General features: G+C 43.7%; 16 protein-coding genes and 3 rRNA genes. 5 read left to right on the forward strand and 14 right to left on the reverse strand.

The genetic code is table 11. The features are described 5' to 3' along the window. Positions 1-17: 17 nt before the first annotated feature. Genes C0638_RS21930 through C0638_RS21940 form a run of 3 tightly spaced genes read right to left on the reverse strand, consistent with a single transcriptional unit; the run spans position 18 to position 3,039 of the window. Positions 18-845, reverse strand: coding sequence for an ABC transporter ATP-binding protein (locus C0638_RS21930; protein ID WP_013370953.1), 828 nt, complete (start codon positions 843-845; stop codon positions 18-20). Beyond that, entirely contained in the window at positions 842-1,954 is a 1,113-nt protein-coding gene (locus C0638_RS21935; protein ID WP_058712541.1) for a FecCD family ABC transporter permease, read from the reverse strand. The genes C0638_RS21930 and C0638_RS21935 overlap by 4 nt, the downstream gene beginning before the upstream one ends. Next, the gene (locus C0638_RS21940) at positions 1,951-3,039 is read right to left on the reverse strand and encodes a CobW family GTP-binding protein (protein WP_058712542.1); all 1,089 of its coding nucleotides are present in this window, start codon (positions 3,037-3,039) and stop codon (positions 1,951-1,953) included. The genes C0638_RS21935 and C0638_RS21940 overlap by 4 nt, the downstream gene beginning before the upstream one ends. 230 nt (positions 3,040-3,269) lie before the next feature. Between C0638_RS21940 and C0638_RS21945 the strand changes: the two genes are divergently transcribed. Genes C0638_RS21945 through C0638_RS21955 form a run of 3 tightly spaced genes read left to right on the forward strand, consistent with a single transcriptional unit; the run spans position 3,270 to position 6,385 of the window. Further along, a complete protein-coding gene (locus C0638_RS21945; protein ID WP_058712543.1) occupies positions 3,270-4,271 on the forward strand; it encodes a permease in 1,002 nt (333 codons plus the stop codon). Positions 4,272-4,279: 8 nt separating this feature from the next. Further along, entirely contained in the window at positions 4,280-5,257 is a 978-nt protein-coding gene (locus C0638_RS21950; RefSeq protein WP_040101451.1) for a TIGR03943 family putative permease subunit, read from the forward strand. An 18-nt stretch (positions 5,258-5,275) separates the two neighbouring features. Further along, complete coding sequence (locus C0638_RS21955; protein ID WP_013370947.1) at positions 5,276-6,385, forward strand: CobW family GTP-binding protein; 1,110 nt, start codon at positions 5,276-5,278, stop codon at positions 6,383-6,385. A gap of 236 nt (positions 6,386-6,621) precedes the next feature. On the opposite strand, the gene rrf is transcribed toward C0638_RS21955, so the two are convergent. The 5 genes from rrf to azlC form a co-directional block, all read right to left on the reverse strand. Further along, positions 6,622-6,738 (reverse strand): 5S ribosomal RNA (gene rrf / locus C0638_RS21960). A gap of 144 nt (positions 6,739-6,882) precedes the next feature. Further along, positions 6,883-9,808 (reverse strand): 23S ribosomal RNA (locus C0638_RS21965). Between the two features lie 218 nt (positions 9,809-10,026). Then, a 16S ribosomal RNA gene (locus C0638_RS21970) occupies positions 10,027-11,580 on the reverse strand. The 16S, 23S and 5S rRNA genes sit together here, the layout of an rRNA operon. Before the next feature lie 1,108 nt (positions 11,581-12,688). Beyond that, positions 12,689-13,033 (reverse strand): branched-chain amino acid transporter permease, encoded by a 345-nt coding sequence (locus C0638_RS21975; protein WP_058712635.1) that lies wholly within the window; start codon positions 13,031-13,033, stop codon positions 12,689-12,691. Next, positions 13,030-13,743: an azaleucine resistance protein AzlC gene (gene azlC / locus C0638_RS21980; protein ID WP_058712636.1), complete on the reverse strand. Its 714-nt coding sequence runs from the start codon at positions 13,741-13,743 to the stop codon at positions 13,030-13,032. The genes C0638_RS21975 and azlC overlap by 4 nt, the downstream gene beginning before the upstream one ends. 214 nt (positions 13,744-13,957) lie before the next feature. On the opposite strand from azlC, the gene C0638_RS21985 reads away from it, so the two are divergent. Together C0638_RS21985 and C0638_RS21990 are read left to right on the forward strand one after the other, a co-directional pair. Beyond that, positions 13,958-15,346, forward strand: a complete 1,389-nt coding sequence (locus C0638_RS21985; protein ID WP_058712634.1) for an aminotransferase-like domain-containing protein — start codon at positions 13,958-13,960, stop codon at positions 15,344-15,346. Between the two features lie 314 nt (positions 15,347-15,660). Further along, positions 15,661-15,927, forward strand: coding sequence for a GerAB/ArcD/ProY family transporter (locus C0638_RS21990; RefSeq protein WP_233902253.1), 267 nt, complete (start codon positions 15,661-15,663; stop codon positions 15,925-15,927). Positions 15,928-16,258: 331 nt separating this feature from the next. Here the strand turns inward: C0638_RS21990 and C0638_RS21995 are convergent, their stop codons facing one another. The 6 genes from C0638_RS21995 to C0638_RS22020 all read right to left on the reverse strand — a co-directional run bounded on the left by C0638_RS21995 (position 16,259) and on the right by C0638_RS22020 (position 23,482). Beyond that, a complete protein-coding gene (locus C0638_RS21995) occupies positions 16,259-16,651 on the reverse strand; it encodes a hypothetical protein (protein WP_058712516.1) in 393 nt (130 codons plus the stop codon). A 299-nt stretch (positions 16,652-16,950) separates the two neighbouring features. Further along, positions 16,951-18,321 (reverse strand): allantoinase, encoded by a 1,371-nt coding sequence (locus C0638_RS22000; protein WP_058712517.1) that lies wholly within the window; start codon positions 18,319-18,321, stop codon positions 16,951-16,953. 35 nt (positions 18,322-18,356) lie between these two features. Next, complete coding sequence (locus C0638_RS22005) at positions 18,357-19,754, reverse strand: NCS1 family transporter (protein ID WP_058712522.1); 1,398 nt, start codon at positions 19,752-19,754, stop codon at positions 18,357-18,359. Positions 19,755-20,096: 342 nt separating this feature from the next. After that, a complete protein-coding gene (locus tag C0638_RS22010) occupies positions 20,097-20,954 on the reverse strand; it encodes a fumarylacetoacetate hydrolase family protein (RefSeq protein ID WP_058712518.1) in 858 nt (285 codons plus the stop codon). 40 nt (positions 20,955-20,994) lie between these two features. Further along, the gene (locus C0638_RS22015; RefSeq protein WP_058712519.1) at positions 20,995-22,161 is read right to left on the reverse strand and encodes an amidase; all 1,167 of its coding nucleotides are present in this window, start codon (positions 22,159-22,161) and stop codon (positions 20,995-20,997) included. Next, positions 22,154-23,482 (reverse strand): uracil/xanthine transporter, encoded by a 1,329-nt coding sequence (locus tag C0638_RS22020; protein WP_058712520.1) that lies wholly within the window; start codon positions 23,480-23,482, stop codon positions 22,154-22,156. Before C0638_RS22020 ends, C0638_RS22015 begins: the two co-directional genes overlap by 8 nt. Positions 23,483-23,577 lie beyond the last annotated feature (95 nt).

Raw genomic sequence — 23,577 nt, forward strand, 5'->3', positions numbered from 1 at the left:
ACCGTCTCCTCTATCATTCACAGTTTAACTGACTTCATCGGATCACCATTTCTAATGTCGTGGATGGCTCCACCTCTGAGAGAATCCGGTAAAAAGGTAATACTCGGTTTCCCGGTTTTCGGATGAATGCGAATTTCTGTTTCCACCCCAAATACACTGCGCAGCAGGTCAGGCTGAAGCACATTCTCTGTTATGCCGGAGGCTACCACCTTGCCTTCTTTTAATACATACAATCGGTCACAATAACATGCCGCCAAATTTAAATCATGCAGTGCAGCTAAAGCAGTGATCTGAAGTGTTTTGACCAAATCGAGAATTTGCAGCTGATACCGGATATCGAGATGATTCGTCGGCTCGTCTAAAATGAGAAATTTTGCCTGTCCGGCCAAAGCTCTGGCGATCAATACCCGTTGCTTTTCACCGCCCGACAGAGTAGCAAACCCCTGATCCGCTTGAGCATTCATGCCTACCCGCTCCAGCGCCTGCTCAACCAGTTCATGATCGAAGACGGTATCTGCTTCCAGCAGCTTCTTATGAGGATGGCGGCCCATCAGGACGATGTCCCGTACTGAAAAATCAAACGTTTGGGGCGCATCCTGACTTACCACTGCCATTTGTCGTGCCGTCTCTTTGTACTTCATCCGTAGTAAATCCTGGCCATCCAGCGTCACCAAACCACTATCAGGTCTTAACACACGATACATATTCTTAAGCAACGTCGATTTGCCGCTGCCATTGGGACCGATCAGCCCGACCAGCTCTCCCGTTCTCACCTTGAGACTGATACCGTCGATCAATCGTTTATCGTGAATACTGAAGGTCACGCATTCGACTTCTATATTCATTTTTCGCCTCCAAACGAGTAGGAGCTGCGCCGCAGCAGCCATACAAAAAAGGGTCCACCGCATACAGCCGTTACAATACCAATCGGCAGTTCCTGCGGAGCAAGCACGAGCCGAGCACATACGTCTGCCCACACGACAAAGATAGCTCCCAGAAGCAGGCTGACAGGCAGGACACGTCGATGATCCGATCCCACTATTAGCCTAACGATGTGTGGAATCATAAGCCCGACAAAGCCAATTGAGCCACTGACTGATACGACTGCCCCGGTTAAAAGGGAAGCGACAACAACCAATAATACACGGAACGCCTGCACGTTCACACCGAGCGTTACGGCGGCTTCTTCCCCCGTTAGCAAAGCATTCAGTGAACGATATCGGGTTAAAAGGACGGCCGTTCCAACGGTTATAATGAGACTTGGAATAAAAAGCGTATCCCATTGAGCGCCTGCCAGACTTCCCATCATCCAATACATCGCGTCACGGATGCCTTTTTCATTCGGAGCCATCGTAACGATAAAGCTAGTCACAGCCGACAGCATCATAGATACCGCCACCCCTGCCAACAGCAAGCGGGTCGTCGATATCCGTCCGGCCACACGAGCCAACGCGAACACCATGAGCATCGCAGCTAGAGAGCCTATAAAAGCAGATAGGGGCAGCGCAAGTCGTCCCAAAAATCCAAAAGCTCCAAACACAATAACTAACGTCGCTGTCACTGAAGCCCCCGACGAGACTCCTAAAATATAGGGGTCCGCTAACGAATTGCGAATTAATGCCTGTATAGCCGCTCCGGTAACAGCAAGCCCTGCTCCCACAGCAACACCTAGCAGCACACGCGGAAAGCGAATTTCCCAGACGATATATTGCTCCGGTTTGGTCCATGTCATGGGTACCCACTGATCCAGCCAGGGCAGATGGGACAGCGCAATTCGCCATACTGTCCCTGGAGCGACAGCCACAGGCCCCAGCATGACTGCGAGTGTAACTGACAGCACCAGCACAGCAGTTAGCAGCAACAGAATTGTTGTAAATCTCCATGGAGGCTTCCCTGCTAGATCAGCTCGAGAATTAGCCTTGGATGAAAAATCGCTGCTTGTTCTCGAAATCATGAACTAGCCAGTGGCTTTGCAGCCGCTTCCAGCCTTTTCAATCGTTCCTCGATCTCAGAAGCAGAGAAATTCTCGCCCATAATAACCGCAACATCGTTCACTGGCTTTTGCGGTCGGATCGGAATGATTTCCAGCTCACGATAGGCAAATTGAAACATCATCTGACCCTCCGATTCCAAAAATTGCACGATTCCTTTGGCCCGGTAAATTTCAGCAGGCAAACCGCGGAACAACTGTTCAAACTCCGAGCGTGACACAGGTCGTCCAAAAAAATGCGTATGAACAACTACATGGTCGTAGGAATGATAATGCTCTCCGTGTTTGTGGTCATGGTCGTGGTGCTCAGGCTCTTGACAGTCATGAGGATGATGGTCTGTATGGTCATCATGACCATACATGTGAAGACGATTTTCCGCATGATGATGATCATTCCCTATATCGACTGTGGACTCCTTTTGCCGCGAAACTTCCATCCGTTTCTCTCCTTGAATGGAGAAAAAGGTAACCGGGTCTACGTCACTCCGCTCCGTGCTTACAGTCAAAGCATAAGGATTTAATTCTTTTACAAAGGCCTGCACTTTCTGCAATTCTCCCGCAGCCAATAAATCAGTCTTGTTAATAATCAGTTTGGAAGCACACCGTAGCTGATCCTGCATCAAACGAAACGACTTGCTTCTCTCACTACCCAAGGAAAAATCCAGAAATTGACGCGCGTCCATGACCGTGATAACAGATTGTAAAACCATAGAAGAATATATAGAGGCATCTGTCACTGCATCTACAATTTCCATTGGATTAGCCACTCCGGTACATTCTACAATAATCACATCCGGCTTATATTCCTCGGCAAGATTCATGAGCTCGACGCCCAAATCCCCGCGAATGGTACAGCATATACAGCCACTGAGCATTTCCTTCATGGGGGCTTGGTCGTTCACCAAACTGCCGTCCAGATTAACATCACCCAACTCATTCATCAAAATAGCTGGCTTGAGACCCTGCTCCTTGTAGTAAGCCAGCGCATGCTGAAGAAGAGTTGTTTTCCCGCTGCCCAAAAATCCGGATAAAACAACAATCGGTATCATATAATCCTCCTTATCTTTACAGCACTAATATGGATCGTACCGTAAAAGTTTTCTTCTTGCAATCATTTGACGATTTTAATCGTAATAATTACTATTAATAAACATAAATATATATGACCATGCTTTGAATTGTCAATATAGGAGGTGATTCAATCATAATCCTGCGGCATGATTGTCCCATCACAGGCATAGGATGTAGATAAGAATCCTTATTCCCAAGGAGATGTGGAATGAAAAACAGTACGCTGTTGAAGATGCTGCCTTTTATGATTCCGTTTGCCTTTCTCATCCCTGTGCTTATTACGCTATCTCCTCAGTGGCTTCGTTTGTTAGATATGGGGCAGCTGCAGTCATTAAAGACGGTATTTATGGGTATTTTTCTGGAGGCTGTTCCGTTTCTTCTGATCGGTGTACTTATCTCATCCCTTTTGCAGTGGCTTGTACCGGAGACATGGATTCGCAAAATAGCGCCTGCGCATCCTGTGCCGGGTGTCCTGCTCGCCTCCTTGCTAGGTATGCTGTTTCCCATCTGTGAGTGCGGCATGATCCCTGTCGTTCGCCAATTAATGCTCAAGGGAATGCCTGCCTATATGGGTATCACTTTTATCTTAAGCGGACCTATTATCAATCCCGTAGTACTGGCTGCCACGATGATGGCTTTCCCTTCCCACCCTGAGGTCACTGTCGTTCGAATGGGTTTGGCCTTTGTCGTTTCCGCGACCATCGGATTGATCGTATATGCCTTTGTGCGTGTGCATCCGCTCAAACGGTCGTTGCTCTCTTTTAACCAGCAAAAGCAGAACAATCAGATTCATCAGCATAACCGCACATGGCGGGGATTTTTTGTACATGCTGGCGATGAGTTTTTGGACATGAGTAAATATCTCATTATCGGCGCATTATTGACAGCTTGCATCCAAACCTTTATCCCACGTGATGAAATGCTTTCCTTAAGCAATGGAACGGCCGGCTCGTACGCCTTTATGATGGGCTTTGCCTATGTGCTGTCGCTGTGCTCCACCTCTGATGCCTTTGTAGCTACTGCTTTTTCGCATACCTTTACACTGGGTCCACTGGCAGCCTTTCTAGTACTCGGCCCGATGCTTGATTTCAAAGGCACACTCATGCTGCTCAGCACCTTTCGCACCAAATTTGTCGTAATCTTGGGCATGCTCATTATTTTACTCGTTCTGATCGGCTCTATAGCTGCTGAATGGTTATTGGGGAGGTAAATACAAACGTGAATTCAACCTTTAGCATCCGCTGTCAATATGGCATGCGCTCCTTGCTCATGATCGGATTAGCTGTATACATCATCACATTACACCGCACGAGTGCACTTCATTACTACTTGGCTCCGCACATGCAAAAGCTGCTTTTACTCTGTCCTGTGCCACTTATGTTCATCGCTTTGGCGATGGCATGGCGCGTAATCGTGGGAGGGCCGGATGGTCAAGATGTATGCGATTGTGAACATCCGTTACCGCAAAGCTGGTTTAAAAAAACACTCGTATATGGAATGCTGCTCATTCCGCTGCTATTCGGCTCACTGCTGCCCAATCAGGCGCTTGGCAGTGATATGGCAGCCAAAAAAGGCATGTCCTTCACCTATCCCAACCCGGATATCCGACGAAAAACAGACATACAAACCACGAACACACCCGCCTCCTCCCTTGTATCAACTACATCTTTCACACCAATTTCGCTCCCACTAAGGGGTAAATGGAGTCAGGAAGCGCTGGATAAGCTGTTCGTTCCGCCGGATGAGTACAATGTAGAGTTCGCCGAGCTGGCGAAACGTCTGTATCAGCAACCCGTTATACAGATCCATCCGGAGATTTTCTCCGAAACTATAGGAGCGATCGAACTGTATAATCACGCTTTTCAAGGAAAAAAAGTACAGGTGACTGGCTTTGTCTATAAGGACGACAACCTACCGGGTAAAGGTCTATTTGCAGTAGGAAGATTCCTCGTTATGTGCTGTACTGCTGATGCTATGCCATTCGGGATTATCGTCCAATCCCAGAACCCTCCATCCTTTGACAAGGATACCTGGGTGACTATTGAAGGGACACTGCATGCAACGCAAAAGGGCAATACACCCGTACTTGAAATTCAATCCAATAAAATAACGACTGTCAAGCAGCCAGAATCTCCGTATGTCTATACCCAGGCAGACTCGGTAGCAACCTATGATCGCTTGAATGCAGCGAACTAAACCCACCAAGGAGGAAAAATGATGAACAAGGTTCCTGTTATATTAATCAGTGGTTTTCTTGGAAGCGGCAAAACAACGCTACTTTTGCGGCTGTTAGCCCATACTCGCCAGATTCCCCTTCGTGCTGCTGTTTTAATGAACGAAATGGGCGAATATGATGTAGACAGCGCTATTATTTCAGAGGAAATGCCTGACGTAACAGTGGAAGGACTGCTAGAGGGCTGCATTTGTTGCAGCAAAAGAAATGAGCTGGCTGGCGCACTGCATACCCTACTCATCCAAAAGCCGGATGTGATCTTCATGGAGACCACCGGAGTAGCTAACCCCGAGCAAGTGTTGGAGGAACTTCGCTCTCCACTGCTGGCAGATCGGCTGTATCTGGTTCACAGCATTAGTGTGGTGGATGCTGTGCTGTTCCATGAATACAACAGCCGCTTTACTGCAGACAAGGAGCTGGTTCGGACTCTGCATGGACAGCTTCGCTCCGCCGACTTCATTGTGGTGAACAAAACGGATGTCGCAAGTAGCCGTGAAGTGGCTAAGGTCGTCAAGAACATCCGCAAGCTCAACAATACAGCTAAGCTACAAACTACTGAATACAGCCGCGTTGACCTCGGACCACTGCTGGAACCTGTCCTGACCTCCGTAATGCTTGACCCGAAACCTGTACAAGTATTTCAGCATACATCTGCACAGGTACAGCCCAATGATGCAGAAGCATCGCCTATCCCAATTCCTACCAAAGATAATGAAAGACCTAGCAGTACCTTCAAAAATACCGCATTCAAAGTGATCTCTGCACATCCTCATAACCACAGTCATGATCGCAATCGTCCCCCTTCCTTTTCCCGTCTGGAGAGCTTAACACTGCATCAATATTCTCCTCGGCCATTAGATAAGCAACGATTAGAAGACTTCCTGACCGGGCTAGGTTCCTCGCTTCTTCGAGCGAAAGGTTATTGTGTGCTCCCGTATGAGGGCACAATGCTTCTGCAATTCTCAGGAAGTCACTTGGAATGGCAACCCACCGCACTTCCGGTGAGCCAGGGATATGTCACACTCATTGGAGAACAGCTTGACAAAGCATCCATTACCGACCAATGGGAACAGTGCTTTGTTTCGCTGTAATCGACAGATCGGCTCAAGATAAAATTCCCCTCCGAAATGTCTACGAAATTAAGTTATAAAAGGCTGTTCCTTGACCTTTAAAAGTCATGGAACAGCCTTTTTTCGTAACTATCACAAATTTGCATATACGCATTATATACTTATAGGACGTTATGTTTAATGATGGGAAAATAAAAAAAGCCGTCGAAGCTTTCTCGACGACCTGAGTACGACTATGCAGAGTCATACTATTATTTGCTTGGCGGCGTCCTACTCTCCCAGGACCCTGCGGTCCAAGTACCATCGGCGCTGGAGGGCTTAACGGTCGTGTTCGGGATGGGTACGTGTGGAACCCCTCCGCTATCGCCACCAAACATGAATTTACGGTGTAAATTCTTTTTCAGGAATCAGCATCGCCAAATGCTGTGTGTTTGTCCGTGTAACTTCAGCTACTTGAGCTGACGATATACTGAACTTACACCCTGAAAACTGGATCCGAAACTTATTGCGCTTTATCTTAGGATAAGCCCTCGACCGATTAGTATTGGTCAGCTCCATGCATTACTGCACTTCCACCCCCAACCTATCTACCTCGTCGTCTTCAAGGGGCCTTACTCATTGGGAAATCTCATCTTAAGGGGGGCTTCACGCTTAGATGCTTTCAGCGCTTATCCCTTCCGTACATAGCTACCCAGCGGTGCTCCTGGCGGAACAACTGGTACACCAGCGGTACGTCCATCCCGGTCCTCTCGTACTAAGGACAGCTCCTCTCAAATTTCCTACGCCCACGACAGATAGGGACCGAACTGTCTCACGACGTTCTGAACCCAGCTCGCGTACCGCTTTAATGGGCGAACAGCCCAACCCTTGGGACCTACTTCAGCCCCAGGATGCGATGAGCCGACATCGAGGTGCCAAACCTCCCCGTCGATGTGGACTCTTGGGGGAGATAAGCCTGTTATCCCCAGGGTAGCTTTTATCCGTTGAGCGATGGCCCTTCCATGCGGTACCACCGGATCACTAAGCCCGACTTTCGTCCCTGCTCGACTTGTAGGTCTCGCAGTCAAGCTCCCTTCTGCCTTTGCACTCTTCGAATGATTTCCAACCATTCTGAGGGAACCTTGGGGCGCCTCCGTTACTCTTTAGGAGGCGACCGCCCCAGTCAAACTGCCCACCTGACACTGTCCTCGTACCGGATCACGGTACCAAGTTAGAACCTAGATACGATCAGGGTGGTATCCCAAGGATGCCTCCCTTCAAGCTGGCGCTCAAAGTTCTACGGCTCCCACCTATCCTGTACAGATCGTACCCAAATTCAATATCAAGCTGCAGTAAAGCTCCATGGGGTCTTTCCGTCTTGTCGCGGGTAACCTGCATCTTCACAGGTATTAAAATTTCACCGGATCTCTCGTTGAGACAGCGCCCAAGTCGTTACGCCATTCGTGCGGGTCAGAATTTACCTGACAAGGAATTTCGCTACCTTAGGACCGTTATAGTTACGGCCGCCGTTTACTGGGGCTTCGGTTCATAGCTTCGCCCGAAGGCTTACCACTCCCCTTAACCTTCCAGCACCGGGCAGGCGTCAGCCCGTATACTTCGCCTTGCGGCTTCGCACAGACCTGTGTTTTTGCTAAACAGTCGCTTGGGCCTTTTCACTGCGGCCCCCTCGGGCTATTCACCCTACCGAGGCACCCCTTCTCCCGAAGTTACGGGGTCATTTTGCCGAGTTCCTTAACGAGAGTTCTTCCGCGCGCCTTAGAATTCTCTTCTCGCCTACCTGTGTCGGTTTGCGGTACGGGCACCTTCTCCTGGCTAGAGGCTTTTCTTGGCAGTCTGAGATCATGACCTTCGCTACTATAATTTTCGCTCCCCATCACAGCCCAGCCTTAACGATGTGCGGATTTGCCTACACATCAGCCTCACTGCTTAGACGGACATCCATCAGTCCGCGTCACTACCCTACTGCGTCACCCCATCGCTCATCACGGATTACGGTGGTACAGGAATTTCTACCTGTTGTCCTTCGACTACGCCTATCGGCCTCGCCTTAGGTCCCGACTTACCCTGAGCGGACGAACCTTCCTCAGGAACCCTTAGGCTTTCGGCGGATCTGATTCTCACAGATCTTTTCGTTACTCATACCGGCATTCTCACTTGAATGCAGTCCAGCGCTCCTTCCGGTACACCTTCAACCCGCATTCAACGCTCCCCTACCCCTGATGCAAGCATCAAGCCATAGCTTCGGTGGTGTGTTTAGCCCCGTTACATTTTCGGCGCAGAGTCACTCGACCAGTGAGCTATTACGCACTCTTTCAATGGTGGCTGCTTCTAAGCCAACATCCTGGTTGTCTGTGCAACTCCACATCCTTTCCCACTTAACACACACTTGGGGACCTTAGCTGATGGTCTGGGCTGTTTCCCTTTCGACAATGGATCTTAGCACTCACTGTCTGACTCCCGGAACTAAATCTATGGCATTCGGAGTTTGACTGAGCTTGGTAACCCTTGCGGGCCCCGCACCCAATCAGTGCTCTACCTCCACGATTCTTTTTTCCGAGGCTAGCCCTAAAGCTATTTCGGGGAGAACCAGCTATCTCCGGGTTCGATTGGAATTTCTCCGCTACCCCCACCTCATCCCCGCATTTTTCAACATGCGTGGGTTCGGGCCTCCAGTGCGTGTTACCGCACCTTCACCCTGGACAGGGGTAGATCACCCGGTTTCGGGTCTACGTCCACGTACTCATTCGCCCTATTCAGACTCGCTTTCGCTGCGGCTTCAGCTCTTCACCTTAACCTTGCACGGGAACGTAACTCGCCGGTTCATTCTACAAAAGGCACGCCATCACCCATAGATCGGGCTCTGACTTCTTGTAAGCACACGGTTTCAGGATCTATTTCACTCCCCTTCCGGGGTGCTTTTCACCTTTCCCTCACGGTACTGCTTCACTATCGGTCGCCAGGGAGTATTTAGCCTTGGCAGATGGTCCTGCCGGATTCATACGGGGTTTCACGTGCCCCGCACTACTCGGGATCCGTCTCGGAGGGAACAAGTTTTGAACTACAGGGCTTTTACCTTCTCTGGCGGGCCTTTCCAGACCTCTTCATCTAACCGGTTCCTTTGTAACTCCATGTGAGACGTCCCACAACCCCAAGGAGCAAGCTCCTTGGTTTGGGCTAATCCGCGTTCGCTCGCCGCTACTGACGGAATCACTATTGTTTTCTCTTCCTCAGGGTACTTAGATGTTTCAGTTCCCCTGGTCTGCCTCTCACTCACCTATGAATTCAGTGAGTAGTGACTGTCGATGAAGACAGCCGGGTTTCCCCATTCGGACATCCCCGGATCAAAGCTTGCTTACAGCTCCCCGAGGCTTTATCGTTGTTCGCCACGTCCTTCGTCGGCTCCTGGCGCCTAGGCATCCTCCGTGTGCTCTTTGTAGCTTAACCTAGTATCTACAATGTAAATACGATACGCTACCTTTATTTCACTTGTTTACACAAGATCAGCTTAAAGGAATATTCTAAAACGCAATTTCGTTTCGGTATCCAGTTTTCAAGGTGCAATTTGAGAGTTTGAACTCTCAAAACTGAGCAACGAGTGAGTAATTTTTGAAGCTTATGCTTCATATTTGAATGTTTCCATTGCAGGAAACGATTCTCCATAGAAAGGAGGTGATCCAGCCGCACCTTCCGATACGGCTACCTTGTTACGACTTCACCCCAATCATCTACCCCACCTTCGGCGGCTGGCTCCTTGCGGTTACCTCACCGACTTCGGGTGTTGTAAACTCTCGTGGTGTGACGGGCGGTGTGTACAAGACCCGGGAACGTATTCACCGCGGCATGCTGATCCGCGATTACTAGCAATTCCGACTTCATGTAGGCGAGTTGCAGCCTACAATCCGAACTGAGACCGGCTTTTCTAGGATTGGCTCCACCTCGCGGCTTCGCTTCCCGTTGTACCGGCCATTGTAGTACGTGTGTAGCCCAGGTCATAAGGGGCATGATGATTTGACGTCATCCCCACCTTCCTCCGGTTTGTCACCGGCAGTCTGCTTAGAGTGCCCAGCTTGACCTGCTGGCAACTAAGCATAAGGGTTGCGCTCGTTGCGGGACTTAACCCAACATCTCACGACACGAGCTGACGACAACCATGCACCACCTGTCTCCTCTGTCCCGAAGGAAAGGCCTATCTCTAGACCGGTCAGAGGGATGTCAAGACCTGGTAAGGTTCTTCGCGTTGCTTCGAATTAAACCACATACTCCACTGCTTGTGCGGGTCCCCGTCAATTCCTTTGAGTTTCAGTCTTGCGACCGTACTCCCCAGGCGGAATGCTTAATGTGTTAACTTCGGCACCAAGGGTATCGAAACCCCTAACACCTAGCATTCATCGTTTACGGCGTGGACTACCAGGGTATCTAATCCTGTTTGCTCCCCACGCTTTCGCGCCTCAGCGTCAGTTACAGCCCAGAGAGTCGCCTTCGCCACTGGTGTTCCTCCACATCTCTACGCATTTCACCGCTACACGTGGAATTCCACTCTCCTCTTCTGCACTCAAGCTCCCCAGTTTCCAGTGCGACCCGAAGTTGAGCCTCGGGATTAAACACCAGACTTAAAGAGCCGCCTGCGCGCGCTTTACGCCCAATAATTCCGGACAACGCTTGCCCCCTACGTATTACCGCGGCTGCTGGCACGTAGTTAGCCGGGGCTTTCTTCTCAGGTACCGTCACTCTTGTAGTAGTTACTCTACAAGACGTTCTTCCCTGGCAACAGAGCTTTACGATCCGAAAACCTTCATCACTCACGCGGCGTTGCTCCGTCAGGCTTTCGCCCATTGCGGAAGATTCCCTACTGCTGCCTCCCGTAGGAGTCTGGGCCGTGTCTCAGTCCCAGTGTGGCCGATCACCCTCTCAGGTCGGCTACGCATCGTCGCCTTGGTAGGCCATTACCCCACCAACTAGCTAATGCGCCGCAGGCCCATCCACAAGTGACAGATTGCTCCGTCTTTCCTCCTTCTCCTATGCAGGAAAAGGATGTATCGGGTATTAGCTACCGTTTCCAGTAGTTATCCCTGTCTTGTGGGCAGGTTGCCTACGTGTTACTCACCCGTCCGCCGCTAGGTTGTTTAGAAGCAAGCTTCTAAACAACCCCGCTCGACTTGCATGTATTAGGCACGCCGCCAGCGTTCGTCCTGAGCCAGGATCAAACTCTCCATTAAAGACCAACCGAAGTTGGTTTATCGAAAGAGCGATTAGCTCATGTTGAAACTGACGAGATAAAATATCTCTTGTTTGATTTTGCGAACAAAATCAGTTTACTCACTCGTTGTTCAGTTTTCAAAGATCAAAACTTCATTCGCTTTTCTTGGGCCGGATAAATAATATATCATACTTTTGTGGTTCATACTACTGGTAAATAATGCCTCGCACATGGTCTTTTGAACTTTTTAACCATTACATCACAGCCTATCTTACGGCCGGATGAATAATATATCATTTAGGTTTGCTGATTACTACATGTAAGTTATACCAATTGATAAGTGACTTATCAAAATCATTTCTTTTACTATACTCCTCATACTTTGGAATTTTTTCTTCATTATATGCACTGTGAATCTTTGACCAAATCTACTGCAGTCGAAAGACGCATACGACGTTTTTTTGGTATCTTGCTCAGATTAATCAACAGCACATCGGAAGGAGCTTGGTCTTTGGCCGACACGCAAACATAACTTATATATGATGCCTCCCCCTTTTAGTCCAAAAGGGATGATTAATATTGAAACGTTCCAAAAATTATTTACGAGCATTTTGAAACGTAAAATAGACTAATTTAGAACCGTTCCTTTAAATATGCTTTTAGGAACGCTACATTTCATTAATAATTGAAACAAAAAGTAGCTCCTGTAGGCAATGCAGGAGCTACTTTTTGTTAACTTGCACACATTTGTATACAGCGGTCTTTTTTTGTATAGAGAAGAATGATGAAATTTATCCTATCCACCTGTTTTTAGGTGAAGTTCAGTATTTGGCGAAATGTGCGTAAATATAATACATAGAGCAACAAGTTAAATATGAATGAGCGTCTAAAATTTGAGAACTTCTTGAAATCTCTAAAAACATAAACCTTTCTATTGCTATAGGGGGTAGGCCAGGATAAATCGGATTTAAAACGTTAAGTGAATTACAATATTAAAAAATCCAATTTCTCAGTATTAAATTGAGAAATTGGATTTTTCTCGTCCTCTATTAGTTAGAAAAGAACAAGCTGCATTAAGAACAGTTCTGAACTATAATTCTTTGCACCACTTAATCTTGGTCATAAGTTCAATAAAATTGATTAAAAAACATTTGAACCAAAATCATGTAGATAATCGTTCCCCCCGCTATAGAGAGGAGCATGTTTCTCTTCCAAATGTGAAGCATTACAACTACAGCCACTGCAATAAATTCAGGGATTCCATGACTTCCAGAAAGTAAACTCACATGCTTAAAACAATAAATGACCAAAAGTCCAATTACCGCTGAAGGTAGAACTTTCCCTAAATACTGTACATACTTTGGTGTAGCTTTACCTGATGAAAAAACAATAAATGGAAGAAACCTTGTCAGCATAGTACCTAAGACAACCATCGTAATCGTAATAATTTGCTCGGTTAAATGCATTGTCATATTGGTTGAACCTCTTTTTTCTCTAATGACTTTCTAGTTAAAGTAAGTAGTCCTAAAATTGCAATCATTGCAGGGATAATGAAATGGTTTTCTCCAAAAATAATAAGGCAGACAATTGACATCCCAAGCCCTATTAGAGAACTATAATGTTTTTCCTCTTTCAACCACTGTTCAATGAAGATAACAACAAATAGAGCCGTCATAGCAAATTCCAATCCTTCAGTATTGAATTGGATAAGCGATCCAAAAATACCCCCTAATGCTGCGCCTAGTACCCAATAAAAATGGTTGAGCAGCGTGACGAAAAACATAACCCAACCTTTATCTACATTGTTTGGGACATGAATGGTACTATTGATCGCAAAAGATTCATCACAAAGTCCAAAAATCATATACCACTTTTTATTTCCTACGTTCTTATATTTATCCAACATAGAAATGCCATAAAATAAATGTCTTGCATTCACCATTAAAGTGAGAAAAAAAGCATTAATTGGATTGAAGGCAAGAAGCAATAAATTGGCAGTAAGAAATTCCATTGATCCTGCAAAGATGACTAGACTCATTAGAATCGGATAAATTGCGCTAAATCCTAACGAATTCATGAAGATGCCATAAGAGATTCCTAAAAATAAGAACCCTGAGAAAATAGGTAATGTTTGAGGGAAAGCTTTACGAAATGCCGTGAATATTTGAGTTCTTCTTTTCATACGTTTCACATCCTAAATGACTAATTTAATATGATTTAAATTAACATACAAAATCCATACAATAAACTGTATAATTGTATAGATTACAATTCTGTTTAGAAACATATAAAAACCCTCCACTCTAAAAATGGGGGTCCAAATAACTGTTTATTATCTTTTAACTACATACATACCATACCATTGATTGTATGTAATCTATCAGAAGAGGTGCATTATGCCTGTAAATTCATTCGACAACTATCCAATGTCTTGGAAACCTGATAAAAACGCATTGAAGCGTCCTTATTATCAATCCATTGCATCCTTACTTGAACACGATATTAAAAATGGCTTTTTAGCTTCTGGTACAAAATTGCCGCCTCAAAGGGAATTGGCAGATTTCTTAGACTTAAACTTTACGACTATTACTCGTGCTTACAAAATATGCGAGGAAAGAGGGCTAATATATGCAATTACAGGTAGTGGCACCTTTGTAGCGCCAAATGCTTCTCGGTCAATAACCATTTCTAAGGATAAAACGGCAAGCCTTATTGAGCTAGGTCTTGTATCATCGTTTGAGCAAACAAATGCGCTAGTTAAGGATAGTATTCAACAAGTTGTGAACAAGAGTTATTTTGAACAATTACTAGATTACAATGATCCCACTGGCATTCCACATCAAAAAGCAGCAGCACTTAACTGGATGGAATCGTTCGGCATTCATACAGATCAAGAACATCTTGCTATTGTATCTGGTGCGCAAAATGCATTGGCTATTGCGTTGACCGCTTTGTTTGAGCCTGGAAACAGAATTGCTACAGATTTATATACCTATTCAAATTTTATTGAGTTATCAAAAATGTTTCGAATTCAATTAGTACCGATTACTGGAGATGAATTTGGAATGTTGCCAGGCGAGCTTGATAAACAATGCAATAAAGTAAATATTCATGGCATTTTCCTCATGCCTTCTTGTAATAATCCAACAACCATTATGATGTCAGATTTTCGAAAGCGAGAAATTGCAGAAGTCATCCGTAAGCATCGCTTAATTTTGATTGAGGAAGAGATTCATGCCTTTATGACAGCAGGCATTGTTTCAGATTATCAGCAACCAATGTTTAACTTACTTCCAGAACAAACGATTTATATTTGCTGTACTTCTAAATCAATCTGCTCAGGGTTGAGAATTGGCTATATCGTCTATGGGAAGGCCTTTTGCGAGAAGATTCTGCAGTCTATTTTTAATATTAATGTTAAAACCTCTTCTTTCAATGCGGAGATTATTACAGAACTAATTTTATCAGGAAAAGCTCATGAAATTGTTTTGCTAAAGAAGCAGCTTGTGCAAACAGCAAATGATATTTATTTCAATAATTTTCCTTTTGACAAAAACGTTGGACATCCTCTAAGTTTTTATCGCTGGCTGCCAATTCAAAGACACTCTGATGCATTAGAGTTAGAAACGGACCTACAGAAGCTAGGTATTCGAGCTTTTCATTCTGATCGTTTTTTAAGTGGGCAAACTCCCCAGGATAAGTATTTACGTATTGCCCTTTCTTCGACAAACTCATTAGACGAGTTAAAAGTAGGATTAAGAATATTAAATGAGTATCTCAACTAGTCGTTAATTCATTGACTCCAAAATAAATATATGCGTTTTTAAGATTTTGATTGTAAACAAAAGGCACCCAAATCACTAATCTGCCCCTATAGATTCAGTAAATTCTTTCACAATCTCCATCTTTTTAACATTAAATATCCAATTCTCTTAAGAAGATATCCTCCACAATCTGGGCCTTAAATGAAGATGAGCGCTGATCCTTGTTACTGAATCGCGCCCGTCAGAACACCAGACCACTTCAACCTTGAAGTGGTCTTTTTTTGGATATAGAAGAATGATGAAATTCATCCTCTATACCTGTTTTTTAGGTGAAGATGGTCGTTGGCTGTATATCGGTTGAAGAAGTTTCCCGATTACAATGGCCGGTCGTTTCTTTTGCACAGCAAATTGAATTCCCCGGCGCGTTTCTGGAACGATTTGAAATATTATTTATCATCTTGTGGACGGTCAAAATTTTCATGACTGCCTCAAATTATTACTTCTATCTTTTTATATTATTGTTATCTCATATATCCTTGACCTCCTTTGAATGTATAAGAAGAACATGTCCTAATGGTAGAAGAGCCAATTTAAGCCAGTGAACTACAGGTAAGTAGCTTCACCAGCTTTTCTACTCCTCGTAGATCCTAATATCCCCTGTACACTTGGTTGAGAAATTCATCATCTTGTTCAAAGGCATCTACGCTCGATCGGCCAATTCTTGCTTCATTGAGTTTCATGGTTATCAAGCTCATAGCCCTGAACTAAAACCAAGCAATAGTGATAGACTACCTTTTTGAGGTAGAGGTCGACTGTCTTTTACTTAAATATCTCATCGTGAGTTTTTCTCGTTTAGCTCATAAAAAATCCCTCTATAAGTTAATAGATTAATCGTCTTTCTTTTTTTCTATCTATTATAGAGAGATCATAATATTACGATGTGCTTTCTTTTTTTAGCGTTTGCTGTTTGTACCAAGCCAGAAACGCATCAAATGGAATCGAATCCGAGAAGCTTTTAAATTTACTATAGCTTTGTCGGAAGAGAAAAATTAGACAAAAATCAAAAACAATAAAAGCAACATGCGGCGTAATAAACACGCTTTGCAAAATCAGGATTTTCGCTAAATAGTAAAATAAGAAAGCAAAAGCGAGCATCAAAGTCGTACGCATCATATTCGCTATAGCTAAGAACATGTCCCGCTTCGCCATACGATTGTGTACAATGCTATAAATCATACCGAAATTCTCGCTGCTCGTTATGTCCATATTATAGCCGTATACGTTTTTGAAGGCTTCTTTAACAGCCTCGGCTTTTTTTTGACTCATAATGACTGTAGTCGTACGACTTTGAAAAGCGATTTGGCCGCACGAACACGAATAGAGAAGCGAATTTCGGTATAAGTTGGTCTACGCTTTGTTAGATGCTTCGGCGCTAATGGAATAGTCGCTGCTCGCTCGTGAAATGGTTCAATAACCCGGATTGATTCGTAGGGAATGAGATAATATTCTTGTCCCATTTCCTCTTCTTGATACAAAAAAATCGCCTTTTAGGGGCGATTGGGTGATTTATGATCTCTTCATAGTTTTAGCACTTAGTGGACATTTAAACTCCTAAAAAATTACATTTAGTTGTAGTATCCCATAGGCTTCTGCCAGCAACCTCCAGCAGGGTCGTTTGTAATTTCGCCATTGTTAAACACCACTTTCCCTCTGAGTATGGTTCCTACAATTCTGCAAGGGAAGGTATGACCAACATACAGACTTTGCTTATGCTTTGCATAAAAATTGTCTTCAGTCACCACATATGATTCATTTAAAGTTACAATTGCTAGATCAGCATCTGCTCCCTCTATGATCTTCCCTTTCCGATTTGAAAGTCCAAATCTTTCAGCTGGTCTAATGGCTGTCCAATGTGCTACCTTTTCAAGCGGAATATTGTGCTTTAAGGCAAGCTGAATTAGAGAAAGCAACGTAAATTGGCCTCCGCTAATTCCGCCCCATGCTTGGAATAAATTATAAATGTGAGGATCTTTCAACTCATAAGGACACGGTGAATGATCTGAAGAGATCATATCAAACTTGTCTTCAATGAATAAAGAAATTAATTTCTTCTGTTCCTCTTGTTCCCGTAAAGGTGGCGCACATTTGGCGACCGTTCCCCTCTCTCTGAGATGCTCATGATTAAACAATAAATAATGCGGACAAGTTTCAACAGATATATCCATTCCCCTTTGCTTTGCCTGCTCAATCTTTTCTACAGCTTTGGCTGAGCTAATGTGTACGAAATGAAGCGGACAACCAGTAATCTCAGCGTAATAAATAGCACGCTCCACTGCCTCAACTTCTGCAAGTATTGGCCGTGTCTCTAAATAGTCATTGGCGCTGCATTTTCCTTCTTTCTCCTTTTCTGCTTTCAACCAATTTGTAATGGCTGCACTTTCCGAATGAAGAGCCAGTACTTTGTTCAATTTAGCGATCGTTTTCATCCCGTTCAGCAAAGTTATATCATCCACGGCCTCGAACTCTTTATTCCCCGTTGTAGAGAGAAAAGCCTTAAATCCAATCACACCCGACTCTGCAAGAGGCACTAAATCCTTCTCATTTCCAGGTACAAGCCCACCCCATAAACCAAAGTCAACAAATGACTTTTCATTCCCAAGCCTAGCTTTATCATAAAGCGCCTCTTGGGTTACTGTTGATGGAATTCCATTTAGTGGCATATCGAAATATGTGGTACATCCACCTGCAGCCATCATCATTGATCCTGTACGGAACCCCTCCCAGTGTTCTCTCCCCGGTTCACTGAAATGCACATGTACATCAATTACACCAGGGAAAACAAATTGATCTTCAGCGTCCAATCTTCGATCCGCCGTATTTGTAATTCCTTTTTTTATTTGTACGATTAACCCATCCTTAATACCAATATCCTTTTCTTCGACACCTGTCGGTAGAACTACTTTACCATTTGTAATAATCAAATCCAAATGTTCCATATCCATTGCTCCTTGGTCATGTATGTTGACAGTATTTAATTTTCAAATATAGTTCCTTTTTTAAACCGAGAGTCTTTAAATGCATATTTAGTCAAAAGAATGTAGGCAATACCGGCTGTAATAAACCCTAAAAACCATCCAATCTCCACTTCTGTAAAAGCAACTCCTGCACCGATTAGCATGGCAAAAATTGCAGATGGATTATATCCAGAAAAAGGCCCGTTCTCTTGGTACAGTTCTACAACATTTACATTTTGTTTTCGTAAAATGTAATAATCCACCAATAAAATAGAAACAATCGGCCCTAAAAATGCGGAATAAATCAAAATAAATATTCCAAGCCCTTTTGCCGAAGAATCCTGCACAAGTATCCACGGAAATGAGCAAAGCGCCAGCAGCCCCGTTACAACAACGGATGCTTTGTATCTTAATTTTGTAATTAAGGTAATAACATAAGCAGGTGGAACGATATTCGCAACCATGTTAACTGCAACCGCACCTATCACAATAAAAGCAGATACACCAACGGTTATATATGGATTATCTACCACGACTGCAAAGGCCTTCACAGGATTTGAAATTCCTGTCGCCGAAGCAAGCATTGCACCTATAGTCAATACAAAACCATATGCGATTAAAATGGGGGAAAAGTATAGAAAACCACGTTTGATATCACCAATACCGGATTTAAGTTCTCTTGAATAGTCTGCTGCGCTCAGAAAGATGGCAGCATAATTACCCAGAAACATCATAATGAACGCAAAGAACGGTAAGCCCCATGATCCTTCGGAATAAACCCATCTCTCAGCAATCACATCACGATGCGATTGGATCAGAACTCCAAACACATAAATAAGAGCCAACATAATTACGACCGAGGCTAAAATTTCTACCCACTTGATGGCATGAAAGCCATACATCGAAAGAACAATCTGCACTAACTGAATTACCAGAAAACAAACAGCAACGTTATCGAAAGCTCCGCCAGAAATGACTTTAACAATTTCGTTCAAGGCCGTCCCGCCAATCCAGCTTTGAAAACCATACCAGATAATTCCGGGGATTCCTCGCAAAAATGAGGAGATAATCGAACCTTTGATTCCAAAAGACATTCTAAGCTGTACAACATAAGGTATTCCTGTTTTGTAACCCAACCTGTCATTCAAAACAAATACACTCGATATGATCCCAATCGCTATCAAAGCGGCTACAAAAGTTTGAAAAATGTTAAGTGTCGCAGTCCCCGCAACAATCAAGCTGGCTCCCAATGTCATGTTGCCCAGATTAACACCGTCACCTACCCACATAAACATGTAAGATATTGAACCGACCGTTCTGTCACTTTCATTCTTCGGCTTTAAGGATTCAACAATACCTGTATCTTTTGTGAGCTGCCTATCTTCCATTACGTGATTTGCTAAACCTGTAGACATGATCATATCAATCCTTTCTTGTTCAATCCCGAATTATATATCATGAAATGTAATAAAATATAACTCGTATACTTTATAGTCACAGTTTAGCTTGAATTTCCCGACAAATCATTAGATGAATTGTGGATTTTTGCTTTTTTCATTGTACTGTTTAACCAAAAATCAAATAAAATCTAACATTATATGTAATGTAATTTATCTGGTTATTATACTAAGTTTTTTTCAAGTCAAACATTTTGAAATAAAAAAACTCGGCCTGAAGCCGAGTGAATTAATTAAGGATAAGATAGCAACATTAGTAAAAACAGACACTTGGTTTGAAGCGACCAACTCAGATTTTCTTCAAATTACTGAATTGAAAAGCATTTTAAACGGTTTGATATTACATCCTACTACATCACCTTTACGTATTGGCACTGATCCTGGCGTACCCGTCATAATAATGTCACCGGGATATAAGGTCATAATTTGTGAAAAAAAAGAAACGATGTATTCAGGCGGATACATCATATTCCTAACTATGTTTCGATGTTCTACCTTGCCATTCAAAACTGTTTCTATTTCAATATCCATGATTTCTTCCAACTCATCAAAAGTGATGAAATAAGGGCCAAAACTAAAAAATGTATCAAAGCTCTTTGATCTTTGGAGATATCGAGGATTTTTAGCATGTATATCCTTTGCGGTCATATCTAAGGTAGTAGTAAATCCGGCGACAACACTTAGCGCATCCTCTGGTTTAACGTTCTTGCAGGTTCTTCCGATAATAATCCCCAGTTCTGCTTCTGCTGTTACAATTCTGGACTGAGTGGGCAGTCGAATTGATTCTTCTATGCCGATCAGACTGGTATCTGGTTTCATAAAAATAACCGGTTCTTCTTCAGGCAACTTCCCTGACAGTTCTACCGCCTTCTCTTGAAAATTCATGCCAACACCAAGTATTTTTCGAGGGTTACGATACAGCGGGCCAAAGTCTGTTTGTTCTACCTTGACAGCAGGATACCCACACAATTTGTGCTTTCCCTCGCTTGTGTACCAATGAATCATTTCCGTTATTTGTCCTTTTTGTATCAACTGAAACAGGTCCGTACTCCAGTTTTTGTTCTCCGTCTCATTAATTGTTTTGATTGTTGTAATGTTATTCGAAAAGATGATCGCTGCAGTTTCTTCACCATTAACAATTGCTGTTGCCAATTTCATATGATCGTCCCTCCTTACACCATCGCTCAAACATTATCCTTTATTTGCAAATAGTTAACATCCAACTTAAGAGCTTTAGATCTTGATATTGATTAGCAATAAAAGACAGCCCTAACGGTAGTCCGTTCACCCCAACTACAGGTATCGTAATTTGAGGTAAACCGGCTAAGCCTGCGATACAGGATAACTGCATGGTCTTTGCTCGATATTGTTCTGCTTCTTCCCCTCGCATGTTCAGCAATGGAGCTATACCGGGAGCAGTTGGAATGATTAATACCCCGTCTTCTCCTAATAGGTTTGACATGAATAGTTTTACATGCTCTCTTAGCGCAAATTGAGATATGCTCTTACTTTTCTTCAAAGTACTGGCCCACTGGAATCTGTCAGCGATATCTGATCCAAAATCCGGTTTTTCCTTCTGAATCCAGGAGCCGTGTTCACTCCATATCTCTAACCCCTGAAGGATTCGGAACGCACTCGACCATTCAGTCAGGTTGTTATGTTCTGATATTTTGACCATTTTCGTTTTATTAATTATCCCCTCTGAGGAAAGAAAATCTAATAAAGCTGTTTTATCTTTTTCAAGCATCAGCTTCCATGGTTCTTTTGCTAAATAGATATTCTTGAATTGACCTTCCTTGCTTTGACCATCTATCAGAATCTGGCCAATCTTAAGTAATAACTGCGGGCTTCGACTCATCCATCCAACTGTATCAAAGCTTGGAGCCAGTGGAATCACCCCTTTAGTTGAGACTGCCCGATGAGTGGGCCTAAATCCATAGATTCCGCAATACGAGGAAGGAATCCGGACTGACCCGCCTGTATCTGTCCCTATGGAAAAATCTACTAACCCTGCTGCGACAGCAACAGCTGAACCACTGGACGATCCGCCAGGAATGCGATCAGGCGCCTTGGGATTTATAGGCGTACCATAATGAAAATTCTCTCCGTTTAAACTGTACATCAATTCATCCGTCTGCACAGTCCCTTTTAACTCTGCTCCATGTTTAAGTAGAAGATCAATAACGTAAGCATTTTGAACAGCAGGTCCATGAGTACGTAGCCAATCAGGGTTTCCTGCACCACTTGTATATCCCTGAATATCAAAAACATCTTTTACTGCAAACGCTAAACCCTTGAGCTCCCCATTTCCGGTTGATTCTATGTTCAATCTTCCATTTACAAATACATTCCATTGATCATTCATTATTTTCTCTCCATAGACGTAGATTTTTGAACAATGATTTTGGAGAATGAATATTTTCAAGCAAAAGCGATAATAAAATACCTACCAGCAACCCATTACTCAGCAATGGACGTAAAATAGCGGGAAGCGATTCGAAATAAGAAACAGGAAAAGTCATAATAATAATCCCGATGAATAATGGAGCTGCCAACCGGTATACATTGATCGTTGTTAACTGGATTTTAGAAAAATATTGAAGTGACGAATGTAGCAGTCGCATATACGTAACGAACAAAACTGCGCTTCCCACACTTAAAGGAAGTTGGGACATCAGGCTCCCTATCGGAGAAATCAACCCCATCAGCATAAATAGTCCACCGCCAATTATAAAGGGGATTCTGCTCAAAATTTGCGTTTGGTTGAGAAAACCGATGGAAGAAACGTATGGTGCATAAGGAACCTGCCCTAAAAAGCCCGAAGCTATCACAAATATTCCGCTAATCGTAAATGAATTGTTATAATGTTTAAGACTTAATCTTGTTTTGTAAAGATCATCTGTACCCTTCAGAGCTCCAAATGTATTCGAAGTATTAATAATGCCTGCTACAACCGCTGTTATAATAACTCCTGCATCCAGTCTAGGTGTACCTAAAGGGAATGATATGAATTCCATTTTGCCGGTCATATTTAATGCTTGCTTGGAAGTAAACAACAATGCAAACAATACCCATCCAACAATAATCCCCATTAAAATTGAATACTTGCTAAGTGAAGCGGGCAGCTTAACACTACAAATGATGACCAAAACACAAACGACACCGGATAATAAAAAAACAGGCAAATCAATATGGAGAATCTCCGTATCCGTATTGAAAGGAATCCCCAGCATCCCTTTAAAAAAAATAGCATTCAGCCTGCAACCTAATAGAAACATGAAGACAGCCATCACTCCAGCGTTGAACAACTTGGAAAGGAGCTGAGAGAGTCCGCTTAATCCAATGGCAATTGTAATGAAACCAGAAATAATGATTCCTACTGCAAGGCTTCCCCCAAGAGTTCCCATGGACATGCCTTGAGAAGGAGCAGCATAACTAAGACTTAAAATAACTCCCCACCACAACCCGGACTGTCCTTCCATAATTGAGCGTCTATGTCCCAATAAAGCTTGCAAAATACAGGCCAAGCCCGTAAGAAAAAAGGAGGTCTGAATAAGATAAGTTATTTTCTCTGACGGGAGTTGGAACGCTGCACCTACAGTAATAGGAATTACTACGGTATTAGTGAACAGGAAAAAAAGCCACTGTAATCCGGCCAGCCAGTTTTCCACTCTAAACAACGCCATTATGAGTCACCTTCTATATCTGTTTAACTGTACAAAAAGATCCCGATTGTTTCGGAATCTTTTGGATATATAAATGAGAAATCAATCTCACTTCC

Source organism: Paenibacillus sp. lzh-N1 (assembly GCF_002872435.1).
In the GTDB taxonomy this organism is placed as follows: Bacteria; Bacillota; Bacilli; order Paenibacillales; family Paenibacillaceae; genus Paenibacillus; species Paenibacillus polymyxa_C.

Coding starts and splice junctions, on each gene's coding strand:
- C0638_RS21930 (WP_013370953.1), bottom strand. CDS start 845: ATGAATATAGAAGTCGAATGCGTGACCTTCAGTATTCACGATAAACGA.
- C0638_RS21935 (WP_058712541.1), bottom strand. CDS start 1,954: ATGATTTCGAGAACAAGCAGCGATTTTTCATCCAAGGCTAATTCTCGA.
- C0638_RS21940 (WP_058712542.1), bottom strand. CDS start 3,039: ATGATACCGATTGTTGTTTTATCCGGATTTTTGGGCAGCGGGAAAACA.
- C0638_RS21945 (WP_058712543.1), top strand. CDS start 3,270: ATGAAAAACAGTACGCTGTTGAAGATGCTGCCTTTTATGATTCCGTTT.
- C0638_RS21955 (WP_013370947.1), top strand. CDS start 5,276: ATGATGAACAAGGTTCCTGTTATATTAATCAGTGGTTTTCTTGGAAGC.
- C0638_RS21975 (WP_058712635.1), bottom strand. CDS start 13,033: ATGACAATGCATTTAACCGAGCAAATTATTACGATTACGATGGTTGTC.
- azlC (WP_058712636.1), bottom strand. CDS start 13,743: ATGAAAAGAAGAACTCAAATATTCACGGCATTTCGTAAAGCTTTCCCT.
- C0638_RS21985 (WP_058712634.1), top strand. CDS start 13,958: ATGCCTGTAAATTCATTCGACAACTATCCAATGTCTTGGAAACCTGAT.
- C0638_RS21990 (WP_233902253.1), top strand. CDS start 15,661: ATGGTCGTTGGCTGTATATCGGTTGAAGAAGTTTCCCGATTACAATGG.
- C0638_RS21995 (WP_058712516.1), bottom strand. CDS start 16,651: ATGAGTCAAAAAAAAGCCGAGGCTGTTAAAGAAGCCTTCAAAAACGTA.
- C0638_RS22000 (WP_058712517.1), bottom strand. CDS start 18,321: ATGGAACATTTGGATTTGATTATTACAAATGGTAAAGTAGTTCTACCG.
- C0638_RS22005 (WP_058712522.1), bottom strand. CDS start 19,754: ATGTCTACAGGTTTAGCAAATCACGTAATGGAAGATAGGCAGCTCACA.
- C0638_RS22010 (WP_058712518.1), bottom strand. CDS start 20,954: ATGAAATTGGCAACAGCAATTGTTAATGGTGAAGAAACTGCAGCGATC.
- C0638_RS22015 (WP_058712519.1), bottom strand. CDS start 22,161: ATGAATGATCAATGGAATGTATTTGTAAATGGAAGATTGAACATAGAA.
- C0638_RS22020 (WP_058712520.1), bottom strand. CDS start 23,482: ATGGCGTTGTTTAGAGTGGAAAACTGGCTGGCCGGATTACAGTGGCTT.